At 42.7% G+C, this 19,918-nt stretch carries 16 protein-coding genes; 9 read left to right on the top strand and 7 right to left on the bottom strand.

Features of this window, described 5'->3' with window-relative positions; all coding sequences use genetic code 11:
* Positions 1 to 5 precede the first annotated feature (5 nt).
* Genes tssG through tssB form a run of 5 tightly spaced genes read right to left on the bottom strand, consistent with a single transcriptional unit; the run spans position 6 to position 5,294 of the window.
* Positions 6 to 1,058 carry a type VI secretion system baseplate subunit TssG gene (tssG, locus tag FE392_RS02525; protein WP_319928651.1) on the bottom strand — a complete coding sequence of 351 codons (1,053 nt, stop codon included), beginning with the start codon at positions 1,056 to 1,058 and terminating at the stop codon, positions 6 to 8.
* Entirely contained in the window at positions 1,022 to 2,854 is a 1,833-nt protein-coding gene (tssF, locus tag FE392_RS02520; RefSeq protein WP_319928650.1) for a type VI secretion system baseplate subunit TssF, read from the bottom strand. The genes tssG and tssF overlap by 37 nt, the downstream gene beginning before the upstream one ends.
* The gene (gene tssE / locus FE392_RS02515; RefSeq protein ID WP_319928649.1) at positions 2,855 to 3,295 is read right to left on the bottom strand and encodes a type VI secretion system baseplate subunit TssE; all 441 of its coding nucleotides are present in this window, start codon (positions 3,293 to 3,295) and stop codon (positions 2,855 to 2,857) included.
* A 2-nt stretch (positions 3,296 to 3,297) separates the two neighbouring features.
* The gene (gene tssC / locus FE392_RS02510; RefSeq protein ID WP_319928648.1) at positions 3,298 to 4,776 is read right to left on the bottom strand and encodes a type VI secretion system contractile sheath large subunit; all 1,479 of its coding nucleotides are present in this window, start codon (positions 4,774 to 4,776) and stop codon (positions 3,298 to 3,300) included.
* A gap of 20 nt (positions 4,777 to 4,796) precedes the next feature.
* Entirely contained in the window at positions 4,797 to 5,294 is a 498-nt protein-coding gene (gene tssB / locus FE392_RS02505; protein WP_319928647.1) for a type VI secretion system contractile sheath small subunit, read from the bottom strand.
* A 918-nt stretch (positions 5,295 to 6,212) separates the two neighbouring features.
* Here tssB and FE392_RS02500 point away from each other — a divergent pair.
* The 8 genes from FE392_RS02500 (at position 6,213) to FE392_RS21235 (ending at position 17,608) form a co-directional block, all read left to right on the top strand.
* The gene (locus FE392_RS02500) at positions 6,213 to 6,731 is read left to right on the top strand and encodes an Hcp family type VI secretion system effector (RefSeq protein ID WP_319928646.1); all 519 of its coding nucleotides are present in this window, start codon (positions 6,213 to 6,215) and stop codon (positions 6,729 to 6,731) included.
* 691 nt (positions 6,732 to 7,422) lie between these two features.
* Positions 7,423 to 9,138, top strand: coding sequence for a ShlB/FhaC/HecB family hemolysin secretion/activation protein (locus FE392_RS02495; RefSeq protein WP_319928645.1), 1,716 nt, complete (start codon positions 7,423 to 7,425; stop codon positions 9,136 to 9,138).
* A 192-nt stretch (positions 9,139 to 9,330) separates the two neighbouring features.
* Entirely contained in the window at positions 9,331 to 13,716 is a 4,386-nt protein-coding gene (locus FE392_RS02490) for a hemagglutinin repeat-containing protein (RefSeq protein ID WP_319928644.1), read from the top strand.
* A gap of 193 nt (positions 13,717 to 13,909) precedes the next feature.
* Positions 13,910 to 14,887, top strand: a complete 978-nt coding sequence (gene yhjD / locus FE392_RS02485) for an inner membrane protein YhjD (protein WP_319928643.1) — start codon at positions 13,910 to 13,912, stop codon at positions 14,885 to 14,887.
* A gap of 92 nt (positions 14,888 to 14,979) precedes the next feature.
* The gene (locus FE392_RS02480) at positions 14,980 to 15,192 is read left to right on the top strand and encodes a 2-hydroxymuconate tautomerase family protein (RefSeq protein WP_319928642.1); all 213 of its coding nucleotides are present in this window, start codon (positions 14,980 to 14,982) and stop codon (positions 15,190 to 15,192) included.
* A gap of 366 nt (positions 15,193 to 15,558) precedes the next feature.
* Positions 15,559 to 16,449 (top strand): hypothetical protein, encoded by an 891-nt coding sequence (locus FE392_RS02475; protein ID WP_319928641.1) that lies wholly within the window; start codon positions 15,559 to 15,561, stop codon positions 16,447 to 16,449.
* A 3-nt stretch (positions 16,450 to 16,452) separates the two neighbouring features.
* Positions 16,453 to 16,884, top strand: coding sequence for a DUF1240 domain-containing protein (locus FE392_RS21245; protein WP_369292867.1), 432 nt, complete (start codon positions 16,453 to 16,455; stop codon positions 16,882 to 16,884).
* A gap of 292 nt (positions 16,885 to 17,176) precedes the next feature.
* A complete protein-coding gene (locus FE392_RS21235) occupies positions 17,177 to 17,608 on the top strand; it encodes a DUF1240 domain-containing protein (protein ID WP_369292866.1) in 432 nt (143 codons plus the stop codon).
* A 33-nt stretch (positions 17,609 to 17,641) separates the two neighbouring features.
* Here FE392_RS21235 and FE392_RS02470 read toward each other — a convergent pair whose 3' ends face one another.
* Positions 17,642 to 18,121, bottom strand: coding sequence for an Hcp family type VI secretion system effector (locus tag FE392_RS02470; RefSeq protein WP_319928640.1), 480 nt, complete (start codon positions 18,119 to 18,121; stop codon positions 17,642 to 17,644).
* A gap of 304 nt (positions 18,122 to 18,425) precedes the next feature.
* On the bottom strand, positions 18,426 to 18,617 hold the full coding sequence (locus tag FE392_RS02465; RefSeq protein ID WP_319928639.1) for a hypothetical protein: 192 nt from the start codon (positions 18,615 to 18,617) through the stop codon (positions 18,426 to 18,428).
* A 144-nt stretch (positions 18,618 to 18,761) separates the two neighbouring features.
* Between FE392_RS02465 and ada the strand changes: the two genes are divergently transcribed.
* Positions 18,762 to 19,823 carry a bifunctional DNA-binding transcriptional regulator/O6-methylguanine-DNA methyltransferase Ada gene (gene ada, locus FE392_RS02460; protein ID WP_319928638.1) on the top strand — a complete coding sequence of 354 codons (1,062 nt, stop codon included), beginning with the start codon at positions 18,762 to 18,764 and terminating at the stop codon, positions 19,821 to 19,823.
* Positions 19,824 to 19,918 lie beyond the last annotated feature (95 nt).

The raw sequence follows: 19,918 nt of genomic DNA, 5'->3' as shown, positions 1-19,918 counted from the left end.
AGTCGTTATTCCATAACTGAAATTGTGACAAAGGGTTTCTTTTCCGGTTCGCCGAGAAAACTGGTCCACCCCAGATGGTTGTTCTGCTTCGCCCCCAGCACCATGCCACTTACCTGATTTTCAGCCAGGCCAAGACGCAATTCCCAAGCAAACTGGCTGCGCATCACGAAAGAAATGAACATCACCAACGGGGTGTAATTCTTTCCATCTGGCAGGAATGACAAGAATCTGTCTCTGGTTAAGTTATTGATGCTTAGCAGGAACTTGCCGCTATAATCCCCAACCCATGAACCGATGGTGAAGTTCTGGCCCAATACGGACAGCTCGGTATCCCCGATTGTCTGTCCTTTATTCGTTCCCCCCAGACGGTTTTGCTGATCTCGCGGGATTGTGACTTTTCTGAATTGCCAGCCATGTAACGTGACATCCTGCAAATCAAAACAGTGGGAAACGAGGCTGCATATCACTTCCGGTGAGCGGCCGGGACTTGCCAGCAATCCGGCGTATGCCAGCATTTTGCTGTGGTTGATGTTCAACATCCGGCGGTTGACTTCACTACCCAAACCGACGAGAGAAAACATGCGCTGGGAAAAGTTATCTTCCCCACCTTTCTTGAAGCAGATGTAGTAGCGGTATTTCCGCCAGATCTGATGCAGGAGCGTAATCAGGCGATGGTTGAAAAGGTTGAGAAAATCCGTCAGGCGGTTTTCTCCCTGAGCGTCTTCCCATGCCAGTGAATCCAGATAGTAGCCTGGCATCGGAGACTGGCTGCCGTGCAATCCCAAAAAGGACACTTCCAGTTCGAAGTACCCCTTCCTGGACTGCGCGAGCGAGATGACATCACGAGTCGGAAATGCCAGACTGGCACTGGATCGAAAACGGACAGACTCCAGATCGGGACGATCGGTCTCCCCGGTTTTTTCCCACGCTACCGCCAGCTGGTTAAGTAGCTCAACCAGCTGGTAGAAGTTGTACTGTGAGATATCCAATGCCAGCGGTGTGGCAGGATCTTGCTCAGTGATTACATCAACGAGTGTTGACCTATCTGTACCGGCCATTCATAACATTCCTGATTATCTAAATTGATTACCTTCAACATATGAAAAGCATTGACGCTGGCATACAGTGAGAAAAACCGAGACAAGATCGTACTGAACAGATAAAGCTCACCTTCTGAACTGAAGGCGTGCTGCCGGATATACAGTGTTGAACGCAACCCACGCACTGGCTGGCCGCGGAACAGACGATCTGTCGGCTCTGTTTCAATCTTTTCAATGGCATCAAGCCGTTTCTGCGATGAGCGCTTGGATTGCCGATTGTGAATACTCGGGAAATCGTAGGTACGCAGTACCTGCTTCAATGCATCCTTATCCAGCAGTGACATATAGTTCAGCGACATATTTGACAGCAGTGACCAGTGCAGGCCACCATCCAGCAATGGATAGAGCGGAACTGACGGTCGCGTGATATTGCGGAATGTCGCAAATGACGGGCTGCCGATAGAGGGGTAATTAATGTCGCCAACCCGCAAATCCAGAGGCATTTCGCGGTTGGTACAGGTCAATCTGATAGAGACGTTCTCTTTCAGCTTGAGTCTGAGCAGGTTTGATTCATCTCCCCGCACGAATGAGATGAAGTGTTCCAGCCCTTTTCGGAAAGGGGATTCTTTCACCCGAAGGCGGTAATAACGCATTGAGCTTTCGTCTTCGGTATCAATTTGGTGATTGAAACTTTCAAACGGCGTATAAACGCGTTCACCAATGCGGGCGCGGCTGCGTTCACCACTTTCACCTGTCAGCCAGCTTTCTACGCCATCGACAGAGAAAATATCGTAATTATCCGGGAAGCTATAGCTGGCCTTCAGGGGATACTCGGTCTGGCTGCCATTGAGTTCAATCGCTTCGCTGTCCATTGGGAACAGGTTGATTGCCGGTGTACAGTGCAGGCGAAAAGTATCATGGCGAATTTTGGCTTCCGGCGGCAGTGCCTGAGAAAAGTGTAAATTCAGTTTGAAATCTTTCGTTTTGAGATCTTCAGGCAGCTCAGGGAAACCCTTCACGTCAAAGAACATAAAACTTTCCGCAAAGCAGAAATATTCCTGCAAAATGCGGTATCCCATATAGGCATTTTTCGGGTAAGGAAGCAGCGCATCTTCCCGCTCAAATCCTACCGGCACAAAATCAAAGTTTGGCAGGGGAATGACCTTGTCACCCACAACCAACTCTGCTTTTCTGAAGTAATAGCAAATCCAGAAATAGAGCTGAGACGTCGTATAATCATCGCCACTCAGGTAAAAACGCAGCTTGTTCAACTCCAGCTCATGCAGATCCAGCTCAGTTTTCGACGTAAAATCCAGGCCGATGATCCCATTTTCATTGCTGTTATTGACGGAAATGTCACGGACGGAAAACGGGAATAACCAGACATCACGGCAAAGCGTGAAAGTGCAACGGCCATGATCGTCTTTTTTATCGCTCGATTTCTCGTTCGAATAAATATCATCTTGAGTTGACAGCGCATGGCTCATAATCTGTGTGCCACGCTTGACTTGTGTCGCTTTCGTCACAACGCTCTCATCAGGCGTGTATTCGATGATAGTCATGCTGGGAGTCGGGCGCAGATAGTTTGGCCAGAGCATATTGAGCAAGCCGTGAGTCAGTTCAGGGAACTGATCATCAATTTTTGCCCGCAAGTTGCCTGTCAAAAACGCAAAACCTTCAAGCAAACGCTCAACATCAGGATCAGAACCCTGTTCTGATAAAAATGCAGCAAGATGAGGGCGCTCAACTGCGGCTTCTTTCCCCAGTTGTCGCAGGTAATTCAACTCATCTCTGAAATATTTTTCAAATGACATTTATTGAGTTCGCTCCAGGCAATAGCGCCGGTTGTTATCCAGCTGGATGCTAAATTCCACAAGATCGTTGATATCATCCAGAGAGATTTCAGCGCTGATATGAAAGCTCAACAGCAACGGATCTGAATCATCATGAATGGCACTGACAGAAACCGCTGATATTCTGGGCTCATAATTTCTGATGCACTCTTCAATCGCCCATTCGATACTTTGTTTAAAATCTACCGATGTCGCAGTCGCGTCATTGAGATCAATGACTCCCAACTCAACGGCACTTTGGCAGGCACCGGGACGAGTGTTCAAAACTTCATTCAAATGCTTCTTGATAGAGTCAAGCAGTGCACGCATCCTTGACTGACGGGAAGAGCCGGAGCCCTTCCCTTGAATGCGCTCAAACAGACTGGCAGAGCTGCCTCTGTTCCAACTGTACAGCGCAGCCATGATTATTCCTTATCCAAACGTCCAACCAGAGACAGTTCGAAGCTTGCACCCATGTACTTGAAGTGAGGGCGAACTTGCATCGCAACCTGATACCAGCCTGGATCGCCTTCAACATCCAGCACCTTGATTTCAGCGGCGCGCAGAGGACGACGGCTACGAACGTCAGTTGGTGGGTTTTCCTGATCAGCAATGTACTGTTTCAGCCACATGTTCAGTTCACGCTCCAGATCCTGACGCTCTTTCCAGGAACCGATTTGTTCACGCTGCAATACTTTGATGTAGTGAGCCAGACGGTTGATGATGAACATGTACGGAAGCTGCGTACCCAATTTGTAGTTGGTTTCCGCCAGTTTCCCTTCGCGGGTATTTGGGAAAACTTTTGGCTTCTGAACAGAGTTTGCAGAGAAGAATGCTGCGTTATCGCTACCCTTGCGCATGGTCAGGGTGATAAAGCCTTCTTCTGCCAGTTCAAACTCACGACGATCGGTGATCAGAACCTCAGTTGGGATTTTCGCCTGAACCTGGCCCATTGCTTCATACAGGTGAACAGGCAGATCGCTGACTGCACCACCGCTTTGTGGGCCGATGATGTTCGGGCACCAGCGATATTTCGCGAAACTGTCTGTCAGGCAACTTGCCAGCAAGTACGCAGTGTTGCCCCACAAGAAATGCTCATGGTCACGGCTGACGTTTTCTTGGTAGTTGAAGTTTTTGATTGGGTTTTCAACGTTGGAATAAGGCAGGCGCAGCAAGAAACGTGGTGCGGTCAGACCCAGGTAGCGAGAATCTTCAGACTCACGCAGTGCACGCCATTTAGTGTGTGAAGGGCCTTCGAAGACCGACTTCAGATCCTTGATGGCTGGCAGTTCTGTAAATCTGTTAACACCGAAGAATTCAGGTGAAACAGAAGACAGGAATGGCGCGTGAGCCATTGCACCTACCGCACTGACATACTGCATCAGTTTAATGTCAGGTGAAGTATTGCCGAACGCATAGTTACCAATAACGGCTGCAACAGGTTCACCACCGAACTGGCCATAACCTGTAGAGTAAACATGCTTGTAGAAACCAGATTGGATAATTTCAGGTGAGAATTCAAAATCTTCCAACAACTCATCTTTAGTCGCATGGATGATGTTAATTTTGATGTTTTCACGGAAATCTGTGCGATCCACCAAAATTTTCAGTGAACGCCAGGAAGATTCCAGCTCCTGGAATTGCTTGGCGTGCAGAATTTCATCCATCTGCTCACTCAGCTTGTTATCCAGTTCAACAATCATTCTATCAACAAGCAGCTTGTTGATAGGTTCTTCATTGGAGCCAGTATCCAGAATGCTGCCGATAAACGCAGCCACACCTTGTTTAGCAATGTAGTAGCCATCATTTTCCGGCGTCATTCTTGCTTGGGACATAATCTCGTCAAGCAGGGAGGTCGTTGCGCCGGAAGCAATAGCTGTGCTGTTTTCTTCGTGCTGAGCCATTTAAAGATTCCTTTAACCAGTTATTTTTTATTGACGATTTCAAGTTCTTTCAGAAGTTGCTCACGAACGGACTCATCATCCAACAGTGACTGCAAGCGAGCACGAAATGCCGGGATATTTCCCAGTGGGCCTTTTAATGCAACCAATGCTTCACGAAGCTCAAGAAGTTTGTTTAATTCAGGAACTTTCTTGGCAATATTGTCAGGTGAGAAATCATTCAGGGATTTTATTTCCAGATTAACTGGCAGGTCTTCTTCACTTTTCTCATCAAGGCGATTAGGGACGTTAAAAGAAAGATTGATGTTCGCTTCATTCATTACGGCATTGAAATTGTTCTTATTAATAGAAACCGTCTGCCGTTCTTCAATTGGCGTATCTTCACTTTTCCCTTTCAAGTCACCAACAACCAGAAGATTCAGAGGTAATTCTACTTCTGCGGTCTGGTCACCAGTATTAGGAACATACTTAATATTAATTCTTTCTTTCGGAGCTACGCTACCTGGACTATTCTTACTCATATTTGAATCCTTTGGCTAATACAACCATGAACTGTCTAACAACCCATTATTGGTGAGAGAATGATTCCAATGTTTACTCATATAACAAATACGGGAGCTTCCCCTAATAAATAGGCTAAAGAAAGCAAACGTATTTGTAGATACGAGTGGTTTTTATATCAATATATAGTTAAATGATCAGATATATCCTAATCCACGTACGGAAATAACATCGATATGAGAATCGTCAATTCCGAGTTTGACACTTTATTTTTTTGATGTAAAGCCTAAACACAAATTGATAAAACCCTCTATTCACGCTTTTAGTTCATTTATATCAACTCGTAAGCCACTATAAGCAATCTTTTATCTTAAAATAGAGAAATGTTTGGTTTTACTCTCTATAAGAGTACGCAGACCTATTAACTGCCAATTGTATAAAGAGGAATATTTTTTATCTTCAAGCGAATAAATCATAAACAACGAGTCAATTTATATAATTGGTGTCAATGTCATTTTTTATTTCATTTTGATTAATTATGTATCAATAAATTATTAATTATTTCAATTTTTTGATCTACTTAACACTTTTAAAATGATCATAATACACATTTAAACAAACACACAAAAAATGACTAAATATCAATTACTTATTAATTTTAAAAAATAATTACCCATTTTATCGCCAGTTAAATTAACTTCTTTTTTATAAACACTCAGCCATAAATTTCACAACGGCAATAATTATAAAATTTTTATTTGCCATTGAATTATAGCTCGTGTTGCATTTTTCAAATGCCTTTGCATTAGACAATTTCAGCTTTATTATTCGCCCCGAGTGTTTGGCAAGCGGTAATTTCATTTTAATTAACAATTGAAATTATCACGCAAGGAATGAACACTTACACATATATTGGTAAACTTTTATAGGATATTCATATGCCAACTCCATGTTATATTTCCATCAATGGTAAAACTCAAGGCAATATTACTGCTGGTGCATTCACTGCTGAATCAGTAGGTAATATCTTTGTTCAAGGTCACGAAGACGAAATGCTGGTTCAAGAATTTGACCACATCGTAACTGTTCCAACTGATCCACAGTCTGGACAGCCTTCTGGCCAGCGTGCACACAAGCCATTCCGCTTTACCGTTGCTCTGAATAAAGCCGTTCCTCTGCTTTATAATGCGCTGGCTTCTGGCGAAATGCTGACTACTGTAGAACTGAAGTGGTACCGTACTTCTATCGAAGGCAAACAAGAGCACTTCTTTACTACTAAACTGGTAGATGCAACTATCGTTGATATCGATTGCAAAATGCCACATTGCCAAGATCCAGCAAAAACAGAGTTCACTCAGCTAGTTCGTGTTTCTCTTTCTTATCGTAAGATTGAATGGGAACACACTACTGCCGGTACTTCTGGTGCTGACGACTGGCGTGCGCCAATTGTTGCTTAATATCTTATTAATTAAGTATTAGGCAATAACCTCTCAGCCAATGAATACTATTCATTGGCTGAATTAATTCAAATATATCTAAAACCTCTGTTAATTTGATTTAATTCCCATTATTATTTTATATATTATTCTTTACGATATTCATCCTTGTGATTTTTTTACTACCGTAAGATTTTTATATGGAAATTGTTTTCATAATAAATAAATATGAATTGATGTATAATTACACTTGTGATTAAACGTTCAAAAGTTAGCTTGCCAAAGAGATCTTATTACATTTTCCTTGTCACACTCTCCTTTATACCCCTGTCTTATTATTCTCCACTTTCTCTTTCGAATCTTTTCCTGAACCCCGTCATAAAAATGACATAAGTAAAATTATTTAAGCCAAATAACACAAAGTAAAATACAAGCCTAATTTTAACTCATTATCGTTTTGGAATTTTAATTAAAACCACATTGAATTTACTTTAGTGACTAATAATAAGCATGTGAAATAAGTAAAATCGGAAATTATAAGTCAATAATACAAATTTGTGACCGTAAATAATACCTTAGTACAATACTCGACTATTAATCAGAGCAAAATAAAATATTTTCTATGCTTTAATGATTAATTAATAGACTAGGAAGGTTGCATTTAGCCCAAAACGACACTTTCCTCATTCATCATTGCCATTTGGGTATTCCAATGATTAAAAGGACGGCAATTTTCATTCTACTGAGTACTTCAATATCACTGAGTACTTCATTTCAAGCAAGTGCATCACCTGACGCACCCGATCTTGTTTTCCCGGCAGATGAAACAAGGAAGACCTTGCAGGATACCGCCAGGGAAATCGAACAATTAATTGAAGAACGCCGTCATCAGGAGCTGATTAACCGCGCTGATAGCGTTTCGCCACAGGCTATTTCTCCTGTACTGGTGGAAGCACCTCCCTGTTTGGCTATCAATGGTATTAATATTCAAAGTGTTTACCTTCAAGGTATTACGCTGCTTCCCTTAAGTGATTTGAATACCCTCAGCGCACTGTCTGACAGTTGTATTACCAGCAACGATATCAATAAATTATCAGCAGAAATCACTAACCTTTATATTGCCAGAGGCTATATCACTGCGCGGGTACAATTTATTCCGCCCAATCGGGATGGAGAATTGGGGATCAATGTTGTCGAAGGTTTTATTGAGGCTATAGAAGGAAGTGACCGCTGGGTCAACAGCAACATGCTATTCCCGAACCTGATCAACAGGCCCCTCAATTTAAACCAGCTTGACCAAGGGTTGGATCAGGCAAACCGGTTGCAATCAAACAAAACGACCCTCGATATTTTGCCCGGAACGATCAGTGGCGGTTCCATTATCAAACTGCATAATCAACACGCTTCCCCGTGGCGCATCACAACCACAACGGATAATTACGGGCAAAAAAGTACAGGAAAGTGGATTACCCGTCTCAATGCCAGTGTGGATAGCCCCTTAGGGTTATCTGACTTTGTCAGCCTCAACGGCAGCAGTAGCGTCAATAAGCCCGATGGCTCGTACAACAATCAATACAATCGTGCTTATACCCTATTCTATTCGCTCCCTTATGGCGCCCTGACATTCAGCGGCTTCAACAGCTATTCCCAGTACACCAGCCGTCCCCGTTTTCAATTACACCAAGTTAAGCTACACGGCAGCTCACAACAAACGGGAATGCGCACGGATTGGGTGTTCCACCGCAATCAGCACCAGCTTGATATCTTATATAGCCAACTGGTTTACAAAAATTACAGAAACTCCTTTCAAGACGCCACCACGTCGATCAACAGCCAGACCTTGGGGATACTGGAGCTGGGAGTCAGCCATTTGCAGATTATTCCTACCGGGTTGCTTTCCCTTGATATGAGTATCGAGCGAGGCGTGCCGTGGTTCGGCAATCAAACGTTCACAACCGACGGGAATAAAAAATTTACTAAAGGGAAGTTGTCGGCGAACTGGCAGCAGCGTTTTACGCTTTTGAATGTTCCTTACCGATTTGAGAGCCAATTTCATACCCAATACAGCCGAGATGCGCTGCCGGGCATTGAATGGTTCAATGTCACCGATCGTAATGCCGTGCGCGGGTTCAGCAAAAATACCCTATCGGGGGATAACGGCTGGTATCTGCGAAATACCCTTTCTCATTCCATCCCCTTTTCCAACGGTTCCCTTTCGCTGCGCACGGGGGTGGATATCGGACAAATGAAAGGCTATCGCAGTCAACATGGCTGGAAAAGCAGCGCTGGATTGAGCGCGGGCTTGACCTTGCGTTATCAACACCTGTTTGCGGATGTTGAAATCAGTCGGGGCAAGTTTTTCTTTCACCAAGGCAGGGACTCAGATGAACCAATGCAACTGTTAACTCGTTTTTCTTACATTTTTTAGTTTTTTAATTTGTTAATCCGTTTGATGTTTTTTTGAAAGTAGAAAGCCAGGGGGATTTTTTTCCCCGAATAACTGCATATGGATACCTCAAGAGTTTCGAGTTGCATCAAGGCGACAAAGGAATACAGCCAACCAAGAGGCAATTTGAAAAACGGCGGGTAAAAATAAAGAAAGAAAATAAAAGGTAATAATATGAAAAGAAAAAAGTTCAAGTTATCTCCCACGGGAAAACTCGCCGCATCAATGGCTATTATTCTGGCCACCTGTTCAGTCAGTTTCGCCAATAACATTACGCCCGGAGGTGATGCCGCACACCGCCCGGATGTTAATCAAGCCAACACCGGTGCAACAGTAGTAAATATTGTTGCACCTTCAGAATCCGGTTTATCGTATAACCAATACAACGAATTCAACGTTAACGAAAGAGGAGCGGTATTAAACAACTCCTTGATTGACGGGCAATCTCAATTGGCAGGTCAGCTCTCGGCCAATAGCAACCTGAACGGGCGCACGGCAACCGTGATATTAAATGAGGTGATTAGCCGTAATCCTTCATTGTTGCTCGGTAAACAGGAAATATTTGGCATGGCCGCCGATTACGTACTGGCAAACCCCAACGGCATTACCTGTAATGGCTGTGGCTTTATCAATACCAATCAGGCTTCATTGGTTGTCGGCAACCCGCTGGTAGACAATGGTATTTTGCAGGGATTCAGCAACTTCAATAACCAAAACACCCTGAATATCAGAAACAACGGCTTATCTCACGGCGATGTCCTGAATTTGATTGCGCCAAAAATTAACAGCAATGGACAAATCGTTACCTCAAAAGACCTCAACATCACCACCGGGAATAACAAAGTTTCAGCCGATGGGCGTATTTTGGCTTCGCAACCAGCGAGAATTGGCGCACTCGATAGTTACTATTTGGGCAGTATGCAGGCCGGGCGCATTCGCCTGTTAAATACAGCAGAAGGAAGTGGCGTCAATTTAGAAGGCAAAATGACGGCAGACAATAGCATCGACATTACCTCTCTTGGCGACGTGAAGTTAGAAGCCGCGACATTGCAAGGTGGCGATATTGCCGTACAAGGCAAAAACATACTGTCCCAAGGGTTCATGCATCGTTCTTCATCAAATACGCTTGGCGATGATAATTCCGAAGGCCGATTCAAGGGTCAATATACCCAACAAAAACAGATCAGTGAATCGGTCGCCCGTACCCAGCTGACGGGTAAAAACATCACTTTGGTTGCCAAACAAGACAATAAAGTGATGGCAACGGATATTAAAGGGGATAATGTCAAACTGACGGGTGCCAACCTGGCATTAGAAGGCCAACAACTTCACCAGTTTAATAGCGATACTAATAATAAATGGCAAATGTCTTGGCAATATGATGTCACTAAAGAAGATGAAAAATATCAGTATGAAGGCAATACCATTACTGCCCGTGAAAATGTTCACCTGACTGCCAACGAAGGCAATGCCGAAGTACTTGGCAGCAAAATCGATGCCGGTAATCAATTGTCTGTATCCGCCAAAAAAGGGGTGAAACTGGCCGGGTTAGTGGAATCGGACATGGTGAAAGAGAGCGGGTATAAGAAAAATCATCAGGCCTCGCTACAGACAGGTTACTGGAATGATATCAATACCTCTCAAAGAAATGTTGATAATGAATTGCGCTCCGGCGGAGATTTGGGCATCAAAGCGGGCGAGAATGTCGATATTGTCGGCACCCGTATTCATTCCGACAAAAATATGATCGTCTCAGCGGGACAAAAAACTAATATTGCCGTGCAATCTCTCGTTAATGAGCATCTCGTCACCAAAGATAAAACATACTGGGGCGGCCTCGCGGGTGGAAGCAATAAAAATAACAGCGACAAATCTGAAACACACCATGCTTCCGAAGTGACTGCCAACGGGCATCTGCTGCTGAGTGGAGTAAATGGTATCACCATTACGGGCAGTAAAATTAAAGCCCAAAAAGGCGCCTATGTTGAAGCCAATGACGGGCACTTAACGATTGATAACGCCGTCAGCCATCTTTCTAAAACAGTAGATGAAAGAAAAGGCACCATCTTCAACATCACCAAAAATACCAATCAGGAACAAAACAAACAGCAAAAATCTTCCGGCAGCTATTTGAGCTCTGATACCGAACTGAAACTGCTCAGCAATAAAGATATTAATGTCATTGGCAGTCTGGCGAAAAGCGCCGGCGAGTTGCAACTCAATACTTCAGGTAATATCAACATACTGAATTATGGTGAGAAGAATCAGTCTCAACAGACCAAAAGTGACCTCCAGTGGCACTACTACACAAAGGAAACACAAGATAAGCAATACCGGGCAGGTATAGGTTTTGAGCACTCACTCAATAAACAGGAAAACGCGAGTACAGCCCAGAAATCATCCGAATTGAATGGCGGCACTCTCGTTATGAATTCCGGCCAAAATGTTACGGTGACAGGTTCCCATCTGGTGACCAAGCAGGGTGATGCGAAAATAACCGGCAATAATATTTCCTTGCTGGCGGGAGAAAACAACGCTTCAACTTCGACTTCACAAGAAAAACTCCAGAGCAACGTATTTATCACCGGTGGCATGGATAAACTCGGCAGTGGTGCGGAAGGCGTTTATAACCGCAATAACCAGTACCAGCGCCAAACAACGTCAACTGTAGCCCAAACACGGATTACCGGTAATCTCGAACTGAACGCAAAGGGTGAACTGAAACAGCAAGGTACTGATCATCAGGTTCAGGGAACTTATCAGGCCAATGCCGGCAGTATCAAAAATGTGGCAACGTCCAACACCGAATTCAATTCAACCGAGCAATTGCAGGTAGGGGGAGAGATCAACGGCACAGCCGATTACAGTTCAACAACCCGCCCGGTGGAAAAAACAGCCAAAGCCGCTGCCGACAGCAAGCTGGATATGTCTATCTCGAAAACACGCCTGCCTAATGTCGGTATTGAACTGGCCATGAATGGCAGCAGCCGCTACACCAATAGCCATCAATCCAATGCGGTTGTGACGTCCGTCAAGGCTGGTGATATCAAGGCGACAACAACTGGTGATATCTACGATCAAGGCACCCAATATCAGGCCAGGAAAGACAGTGTCTCACTGACCGCCGGCAGCCATACCAGCGAAGCTGCATTCAATCAGCAAAACAGCTATTCTGCTGACACCAAAGGCGATGGCCGTTTGCGTGTCTACACCACAACCGGGGCGGATATTTCCGTTAATGGTAAAGGCAGCGGCAGCTATCAGGAAACATCACACAAAAATAGCAGTGCCGTCACCAGCAATATCAATGCCCATAACAATGTCAATGTTCAAGTGACCAGAGATGCTCGCTATCAAGCGACATCGTTCAAAGCCAATAATGGTTCAGCCAACATTGACGCAGGTGGGAATATCCAGTTCAACCATGCGACCAACCGAAACGAACAGAAAAGCCACGGTTATAATGCCGAAGTTTCCCTGACAGCGGGAACTAACCCTGATGGCAATAACTTCAGTGGCAGTCTGGGAGGCGGTTACAATACTGACCACCAAAATAACACAACGGCCCAAACCAGCGCGATTACCGGTGAACGAGGAGTCAATCTGCATGCCGGCAATAATCTGGCCTTACAAGGAACACAGGTTTCAGGTAAGCAAGTTGGTTTAACCGCCCAGCGTGGAAAAATCGACCTGACTTCAGCACAGGACACCGCTTATGCCGATGGTTGGAATTTTGGTGCCAAAGCCAACGGTGGTACATCGTCCCTGGCTCGCAAAAATGAAGGTGCTGACACAGCAGCAGATAATAATGCAACGGGCATCATCGACAACAAATACAACATGGGTGGCGAATTGAAATTTGGCGTCAATCAACTGACCCAAACGACTCATCGCAACACACAAATTTCCGGCAACAATCTCACATTGACCAGTGGCGGAGATACATCACTCAAAGGTGCGAATGTCACTGCGGGTGAAGTTACAGGTAAAATTGGCGGCAATTTCAATGTGGAAAGCCTGAAAGATAGCACCCATAGCCTGAACGTCGGTCTGGATGCTGGCTTGGGTTATAGCAGAACCGTCAAGGGCGACAATCTGAATAAACTGCCTGCTCCGCCGGTAGCAACCGACAATGCCAAGGCTGAAGGGGAAAATCCGGGTTTGAAAGAACAATTGGCAGCGACTTTCAAGGGCTTCAAAGGCAAACTGAAAGGCAATTACGATACACTCGATCGGGAGTCAATCGGGGAGCAAACAGCCCTGACCGGCAATCAAAGAGTGAATCTGGATATCGCCAATAAAACGTCTTTGGTGGCAGGTAAAATTGACAGCGCCCAAGGGTCTGTTGTGGTCAACACGCAACAGATCCATCAGCAATCTGTCGCGGGATACGACAGAAGCAAAAACATGGGAGTTAACCTACCGGATTCCATCGCAGGTCTGGCCTTCTCGGCACAAAAAGACTTTTTCTCCGGTAAAGTGCCTTTCGTGAAAAACGAAAGCAATAATACTGAACTTCCTGCTGTTAACAGCAACATGAAAGGCTACAAATTAGATTGATCATCGTGATCTCTTGTACGGTAGCGGCTGATGCCGCTACCGTTCTTTCCCCTCTCCATATTGCCTTTTCCGCTTCGCCTGTTACTCTTTTTTTCTCATACCGATATTTTCTACTTAACAATATGATGAATAACGGTATGGTGAGCAATCAATGGTGAATAACACTCAGCACGACCAGATTTAAGGGGAAGTAATGCCAATTGATCTTGAAAATAAGCAGCAAACCGGTACGAGGAAAAGCCGCACTCCACTAGAGAAAGGGCTACATGGCAGCAAAAAAGCCCTTTCCATGACAATTCGTATTGGCAATGCTATCCGGCGTATTCCTTTTATTGCTCATTTAATTCGGGCAGCACAGCGTTTTAATGATCGAATGGGCAGCCAATTTGGCGCTGCCATCACCTATTTCTCTTTTTTATCCCTGATCCCGATCCTGATGCTCTCATTTGCGATTGCAGGTTTTGTGCTGGCCTCCAATCCAGACTTACTGGCTCGCCTGATCAATGGCATTGCCAATAGCATCAACGATCCCGCTCTTGCCAATACCCTGAAAAACAGCGTCGACACGGCAGTTAACCAAAGAACAACGGTGGGACTGACAGGGCTTGCGATTGCACTTTACTCCGGAGTAAATTGGGTCGGAAACTTACGCGAGGCGATACTCGCCCAATCCCGGGATATTTGGGAACGCAATCACGAAGATAAAGAGAAAATCTACTTCCAGTACATTCGTGATTTTTTTTCCTTGTTCGGGCTTTTATTTGCGTTGGTTATGACACTTTCACTGACTTCCATCGCTGGTTCAGCCCAAGCCACTATCGTCCATGCCCTTGGATTGGAGAACATTGAATGGCTTCGCCCTGCATGGACATCCATCGGCCTGATCATTTCCATTTCTGCCAATTATTTGTTATTTCTATGGATATTATGGATATTGCCCCGTCACCGACCCGAACGAAAGGCTTTGTTCAAAGGCACATTAATGGCAGCCATCGGATTTGAAATCATCAAATCCATCATGACCATGATGTTGCCACGCCTTGCCAGTTCTCCTTCCGGAGCAGCATTTGGTTCAGTGATCGGTTTAATGGCATTCTTCTATTTCTTCGCCCGTCTGACACTCTTTTGTGCCGCGTGGATTGCCACGGCTGAAGAGAAAAAGCCAGAATAAGATTCATCCAACAATAAAACTGTTTTTTGCTGTACCTACACTCCCGTACCAAAGTGGGAATATCTCATAACAAACTATAAAGGAATCATTTTATGCCATTTGTGAACATCAAAATTACTCGTGAAGGCGCCACTGCTGAACAAAAACAAAAGCTGATTGAAGGTGCAACCCAACTGCTGGTGGATGTACTTGGAAAAAACCCCGCTACAACTTTTGTGATCATTGATGAAGTCGAAACAGATAACTGGGGTATTGGAGGAAAGAACGTGACTGAGTTAAGGGCTGCTGCGAAAGCAAAGTCGTAAAGTCATCACATTCTTTCTCATAATTAAAGAAATCAGCCGCTTTTTTAACTGGCTGATTTTTTTTTTGGTTTCGCAATTTAGGAAGATAGATGGTTATATTTATCATCTAAATTTGTTGGCAGTAAAAAATAAATAATCGTAATAAATGAAATATACCAAGCCCTATTGTTAACGCTTGGCAATAATTACCTAGAAAATTGCGTTAATAAGGCTTATAACATGTTTAAATAGCACCCAATTTATAGGATTATTTTTCTCCATTAAAGTGTTACATTGTGATCTTTCATTCGTAATGAAAAACACCTATGGCTAAAAGATAAAATCACCAAAATAAATTACTCACTAAAATATAAAGGGAGTTATTACATGAAATACGATCCTCATTTAAGAACACTTGTTGCCGATGATTTTAATCTAAAAGAACATGCTAACTTTCAAAAACAAATCGATGATTTGAGAAGAAAGGAAATGAAGCAACAACTCGATGAAATGGAAAAGAAGTTAGACGAAGATCTAGAACTCTATGTTTTGTTGACAGCCGAAGAAGCCATTAGTGCTGTAAAAAATCTATGTAACCCTAAGCCAAATGCATCATGGAAAGAAGCTGCATTTAAGTGTGCAGATATTGCGACGTCATTTTCGGGTAGTTTCCTTGATCTTTCTGGATTAGCTAGAACAGCAAACGAACTTAGCAGTTATTTTGGTGTTAAGGCTACTCAATATATTGATAAATATGGAAACAAATGCATAAAATTAACAGGACGGACAGGCGTTAGGAAATTCTTAACTGCTGCAAAATATGGTGCGAGTCACTGGAAAATGATAGACATGGGAATAGGTTCGCAAGGTGTAATAAATGGTATTATTACAGGAGCAAGACGTTGTGTTATTGTTGCTGGTGCCTATCGAATCTTTGAATTATTGGTAAGGGATGAATATGACATTCATAACTTTTTGGGTAATATTACTATGGATATGGCAAAAGCCATTGTTTCTCTCTCAGCGACATTAGTAGTAGGGAAAGCTATATCTGCTTTTTATGTAGTGACGGGCGCTAGTGTAATCGGAGTTGCTATAGGATTGTTTATTTTCGGTGTTATTGTAGCAGCAATTTTGTACCATCTAGATGAAAAATATCAATTAAGTGCGAAACTCATAGAAGCCTTCAGGAATGAGGAAGCCAAAAGAAGGCTCCGTGATCACTTAGCAACACCAAAGTATAATTTTATCCCACGCTCACCACTTTCTTATAGGTAACTTATGCCAAATAAAGAAAACAAAATACAGATAACTTTATGGAATAGGATTTTTTGCATTGTTGTATCAATTTTTGTCTTACTTTTAATGACATTCTTTTTATATTTGTCTTGGGTAGATTTTTTGTCATTTATTAATATGGAGGAAACAATACGCTTTTCCTGGAGAATTTTCCTTGGATGTTTTGGTCTTCCAATCGCTTACCATATGTTTATTTCGTTAATAAAAAATTGCTTGGTAAGTACGCCATCTTCATGGAGTGGGCCTTCAGTAAATCTGTGCATATTGATTTTTGCAGTATCCTTCGTGGCAAGCTTTCCGATGTCTATCTACGTTGATTATAAATTGCAAAATTCAGGATATGTCAAATGTCCTTATAGAACTTCTCTTGTCGCTCCAAATAAGTATGTTAAAGATCCAAAATCGTGTAACTAAGCATATAGCTATATATATGCTTAGTTCAGTAATTTAATAAACCCTGTCTTCCCAGATACTATAGGCAGACGTTCCAGCAGTGATATGATTTCAGGCTATGGACTTTTAGTTCAAAACAATTTTTTCGTATAGCATGGAATCAAAATCATTGATCGAGTGAGGATAAATACAGGAAACATCCATGATAGCTGTCCTGTTATTTTAACCTCATAAAAAATACCCAACTGCCCTGTTTAACTTGTTCAATATAGAATCGATAATGCAAAAATCAAAATAATGGAAAAATAACCCTATGAAATATAAAGAAAACAAAATACAGATAACTATATGGAAGAGGATTTTCTGTATTGTTATGTCGCTTTTTTTCTTGTTTTTATTGACGTTATTTTTATATTTTTCTTGGATAGATTTTTTGTCATTAATTAACATGGAGGAAATAATACGCTTTTCCTGGAGAGTTTTTGTTGGATGTTTTGGTATGGCAATAGTTTACAGTATGTTTATTGGGGCAATCAAAAATTGTTTAATAGGTACTCGAACCCCATTCAGTGGTTTTTTTGTAAATTTGTGCATATTAATTTCTGTACTATCTCTTGTAGCCAGCGTTCCCGTATCTATCTACGTTGATTATAAATTGCAAAACTCAGGATATGTCAAATGCCCTTATAGAACTTCGCTTGTCGCTCCAAATAAGTATGTTAAAGATATAAAATCATGTAACTAAGCATATAGCTATATATATGCTTAGTTCAGTAATTTAATAAACTCTGTCTTCCCAAATACTATAGGCAGACGTTCCGGCAGTGATATGATTCCAGGCTATGGATTTGTAGTTCAAAACAACTTTTTCATATGGCATGGAATCAAAATCATTGATCGAGTGGGGATAGATACAGGAAACATCCATGATAGTTGCTTCTGTAATTTTGACTTCATAAAAAAGTTCTAATTGGCCTGTCTGGCTGGTTCTGTAAAAAATAAATTTACCATCCAGTGACTCGTTAGAGTCTATCGCCATTGCCAATAATGGTGACGATTTATCGATAGGTTTAACGAACTGCACAGGTTGGTGAGAAACATTTTGCTGACGTGATATTGAGTGATTTAAACTAAGCACCTGTATTTGATCTTCATGCCCTTTTTGATATCTATTTCCTATCGATTCTAGTGTTGAGCACCCTGCTGATATTAACCCTTGCTTCTTACCGTTTAAGGTTAGATATATCATGTATGACATAAATATTATCATCCTATTTTTATAAAAATATATTAAGAAACCTAATTTAGCATATTGGAAATAATGAAAATAGCTTTTTATTAACAAGAAAACGTTAAAATAACTTGGTTATCTGCATTCAATTTACGTGATTGTAACTAAAGTCATTATAGGTGTTACAGGCCAATTATACCGTAGCAAAATCGGCTCCAATGAGCTTCTAAAAAATAAGCAATATTTTCGCTGGCTATTTTTTAAAGCCATTATATATCTCTAAAACAAAAATTATCATGAATTTATCTCGGAAATATCCGATAACTACCTTTCATTGTAATATTGAGAGTTTATCTTTAATCTTTTCGGTTAAATAATACAATAAAGCAGCAATCCCCAGTCCCGCCAGTGAGAAAAATAGGTAGTTATATTTATCAGAAAAATTTGTTAGCAAACCAAAATAAACAAGTGCTATCAATGAGCCAGAGCTAAGACCTATGATCACGCTTTGCAATAAGTACATAGAAAACCGCATCAATAACTTCAATAATCGCATTCTTCAATGTTCCAATTTTTCCAAAAATTAAAAAAGCAAGGAGCGGAGTGTTTTTTCAGCCATTATATACCAGTATTCCGATACTCATCAGCTAACTATCACAGGTGATATATGAGTGGCAAAAATTTGTGGACGACCGATGATAAACGTTGGCAGGCTGTCGTTGAACGTGACAAGGAGGCTGACAATCATTTCGTGTATGCTGTGCGCACTACGGGTATATATTGCCAGCCTTCCAGTACTGCCCGCCTCCCAAAACGGGAGAATGTCGTGTTTTTTGATAACGAAAACGACGCCGAGCAGCAAGGCTATCGCCCAAGTAAGCGCTTGTCTAATAACCAGCCAGAACAAGCGGCCGGATACCTTGCCAAAATAGCGCAAGCCTGCCGTTACATCGAACAAAATGATAACGCCACACTGGAAAAGATTGCCCGCCATGTCGGAATGAGTGCATTCCATTTCCACCGGCTATTCAAATCTCAAACGGGTTTGACGCCAAAAGCCTACGCCAATGCTTACCGTGCTCAGCGTTTGCGAGATAATTTAGAACAAAATAATAGTGTGACCGAAGCGATTTTAGATGCGGGTTTCAATTCCAGCAGCCGCTTCTATGAAATCTCATCTGATTTATTGGGCATGACACCAAAAGTTTGGCGCGCAGGCGGGAGAGGAATGCAAATCTACTTTGCGCTCGGCATATGCTCATTGGGCCATATTTTAGTCGCTCAAAGTCAAAAAGGGATTTGTGCGATTTTATTGGGGGATGACCCAGATAAACTCCTGCAAGATCTGCAAGATAAATTCCCACAATCAGAATTTATCGGTGGAGATCCCCAGTTTGAACAACTGATTGCCCATGTCGTTGGGTTTATCGAAACGCCGGGAATTGCGCTAACATTGCCACTGGATATTCGAGGTACCGCCTTTCAACAACGTGTTTGGCTCGCTTTACAGGAAATCCCTGTAGGCAAGACAGTGACCTACACCGAAATCGCTAAACGCATTGGTTCGCCAAAATCTGTGCGCGCAGTTGCCAATGCATGTGCGGCCAATATGCTGGCAGTCGCGATCCCATGCCATCGCGTAGTCAGGCATGACGGAAACTTATCCGGCTATCGTTGGGGAGTGGAGCGTAAACGAGAACTATTGGCCCGGGAGGCCAAAACGCGATGAAGGTATTTGCAGATATTATTTAACGAACGATGTCGCAAACTGGAGGAAGTACGGCAACCTGTGCTATCTCTTCGAAATGCTTTTTTATGATGCTC

Origin of the sequence: Xenorhabdus santafensis (genome assembly GCF_033949405.1) — a bacterium.
GTDB classification, from domain to species: Bacteria; Pseudomonadota; Gammaproteobacteria; order Enterobacterales; family Enterobacteriaceae; genus Xenorhabdus; species Xenorhabdus santafensis.
This window is presented reverse-complemented; position numbering and strand designations above follow the sequence as displayed.

Coding starts and splice junctions, on each gene's coding strand:
- FE392_RS02465 (WP_319928639.1), bottom strand. CDS start 18,617: ATGTACTTATTGCAAAGCGTGATCATAGGTCTTAGCTCTGGCTCATTG.
- tssF (WP_319928650.1), bottom strand. CDS start 2,854: ATGTCATTTGAAAAATATTTCAGAGATGAGTTGAATTACCTGCGACAA.
- FE392_RS02490 (WP_319928644.1), top strand. CDS start 9,331: ATGAAAAGAAAAAAGTTCAAGTTATCTCCCACGGGAAAACTCGCCGCA.
- ada (WP_319928638.1), top strand. CDS start 18,762: ATGAGTGGCAAAAATTTGTGGACGACCGATGATAAACGTTGGCAGGCT.
- FE392_RS02500 (WP_319928646.1), top strand. CDS start 6,213: ATGCCAACTCCATGTTATATTTCCATCAATGGTAAAACTCAAGGCAAT.
- tssG (WP_319928651.1), bottom strand. CDS start 1,058: ATGGCCGGTACAGATAGGTCAACACTCGTTGATGTAATCACTGAGCAA.
- FE392_RS02475 (WP_319928641.1), top strand. CDS start 15,559: ATGAAATACGATCCTCATTTAAGAACACTTGTTGCCGATGATTTTAAT.
- FE392_RS21245 (WP_369292867.1), top strand. CDS start 16,453: ATGCCAAATAAAGAAAACAAAATACAGATAACTTTATGGAATAGGATT.
- FE392_RS02480 (WP_319928642.1), top strand. CDS start 14,980: ATGCCATTTGTGAACATCAAAATTACTCGTGAAGGCGCCACTGCTGAA.
- FE392_RS02470 (WP_319928640.1), bottom strand. CDS start 18,121: ATGTCATACATGATATATCTAACCTTAAACGGTAAGAAGCAAGGGTTA.
- FE392_RS21235 (WP_369292866.1), top strand. CDS start 17,177: ATGAAATATAAAGAAAACAAAATACAGATAACTATATGGAAGAGGATT.
- tssE (WP_319928649.1), bottom strand. CDS start 3,295: ATGGCTGCGCTGTACAGTTGGAACAGAGGCAGCTCTGCCAGTCTGTTT.
- FE392_RS02495 (WP_319928645.1), top strand. CDS start 7,423: ATGATTAAAAGGACGGCAATTTTCATTCTACTGAGTACTTCAATATCA.
- tssB (WP_319928647.1), bottom strand. CDS start 5,294: ATGAGTAAGAATAGTCCAGGTAGCGTAGCTCCGAAAGAAAGAATTAAT.
- tssC (WP_319928648.1), bottom strand. CDS start 4,776: ATGGCTCAGCACGAAGAAAACAGCACAGCTATTGCTTCCGGCGCAACG.
- yhjD (WP_319928643.1), top strand. CDS start 13,910: ATGCCAATTGATCTTGAAAATAAGCAGCAAACCGGTACGAGGAAAAGC.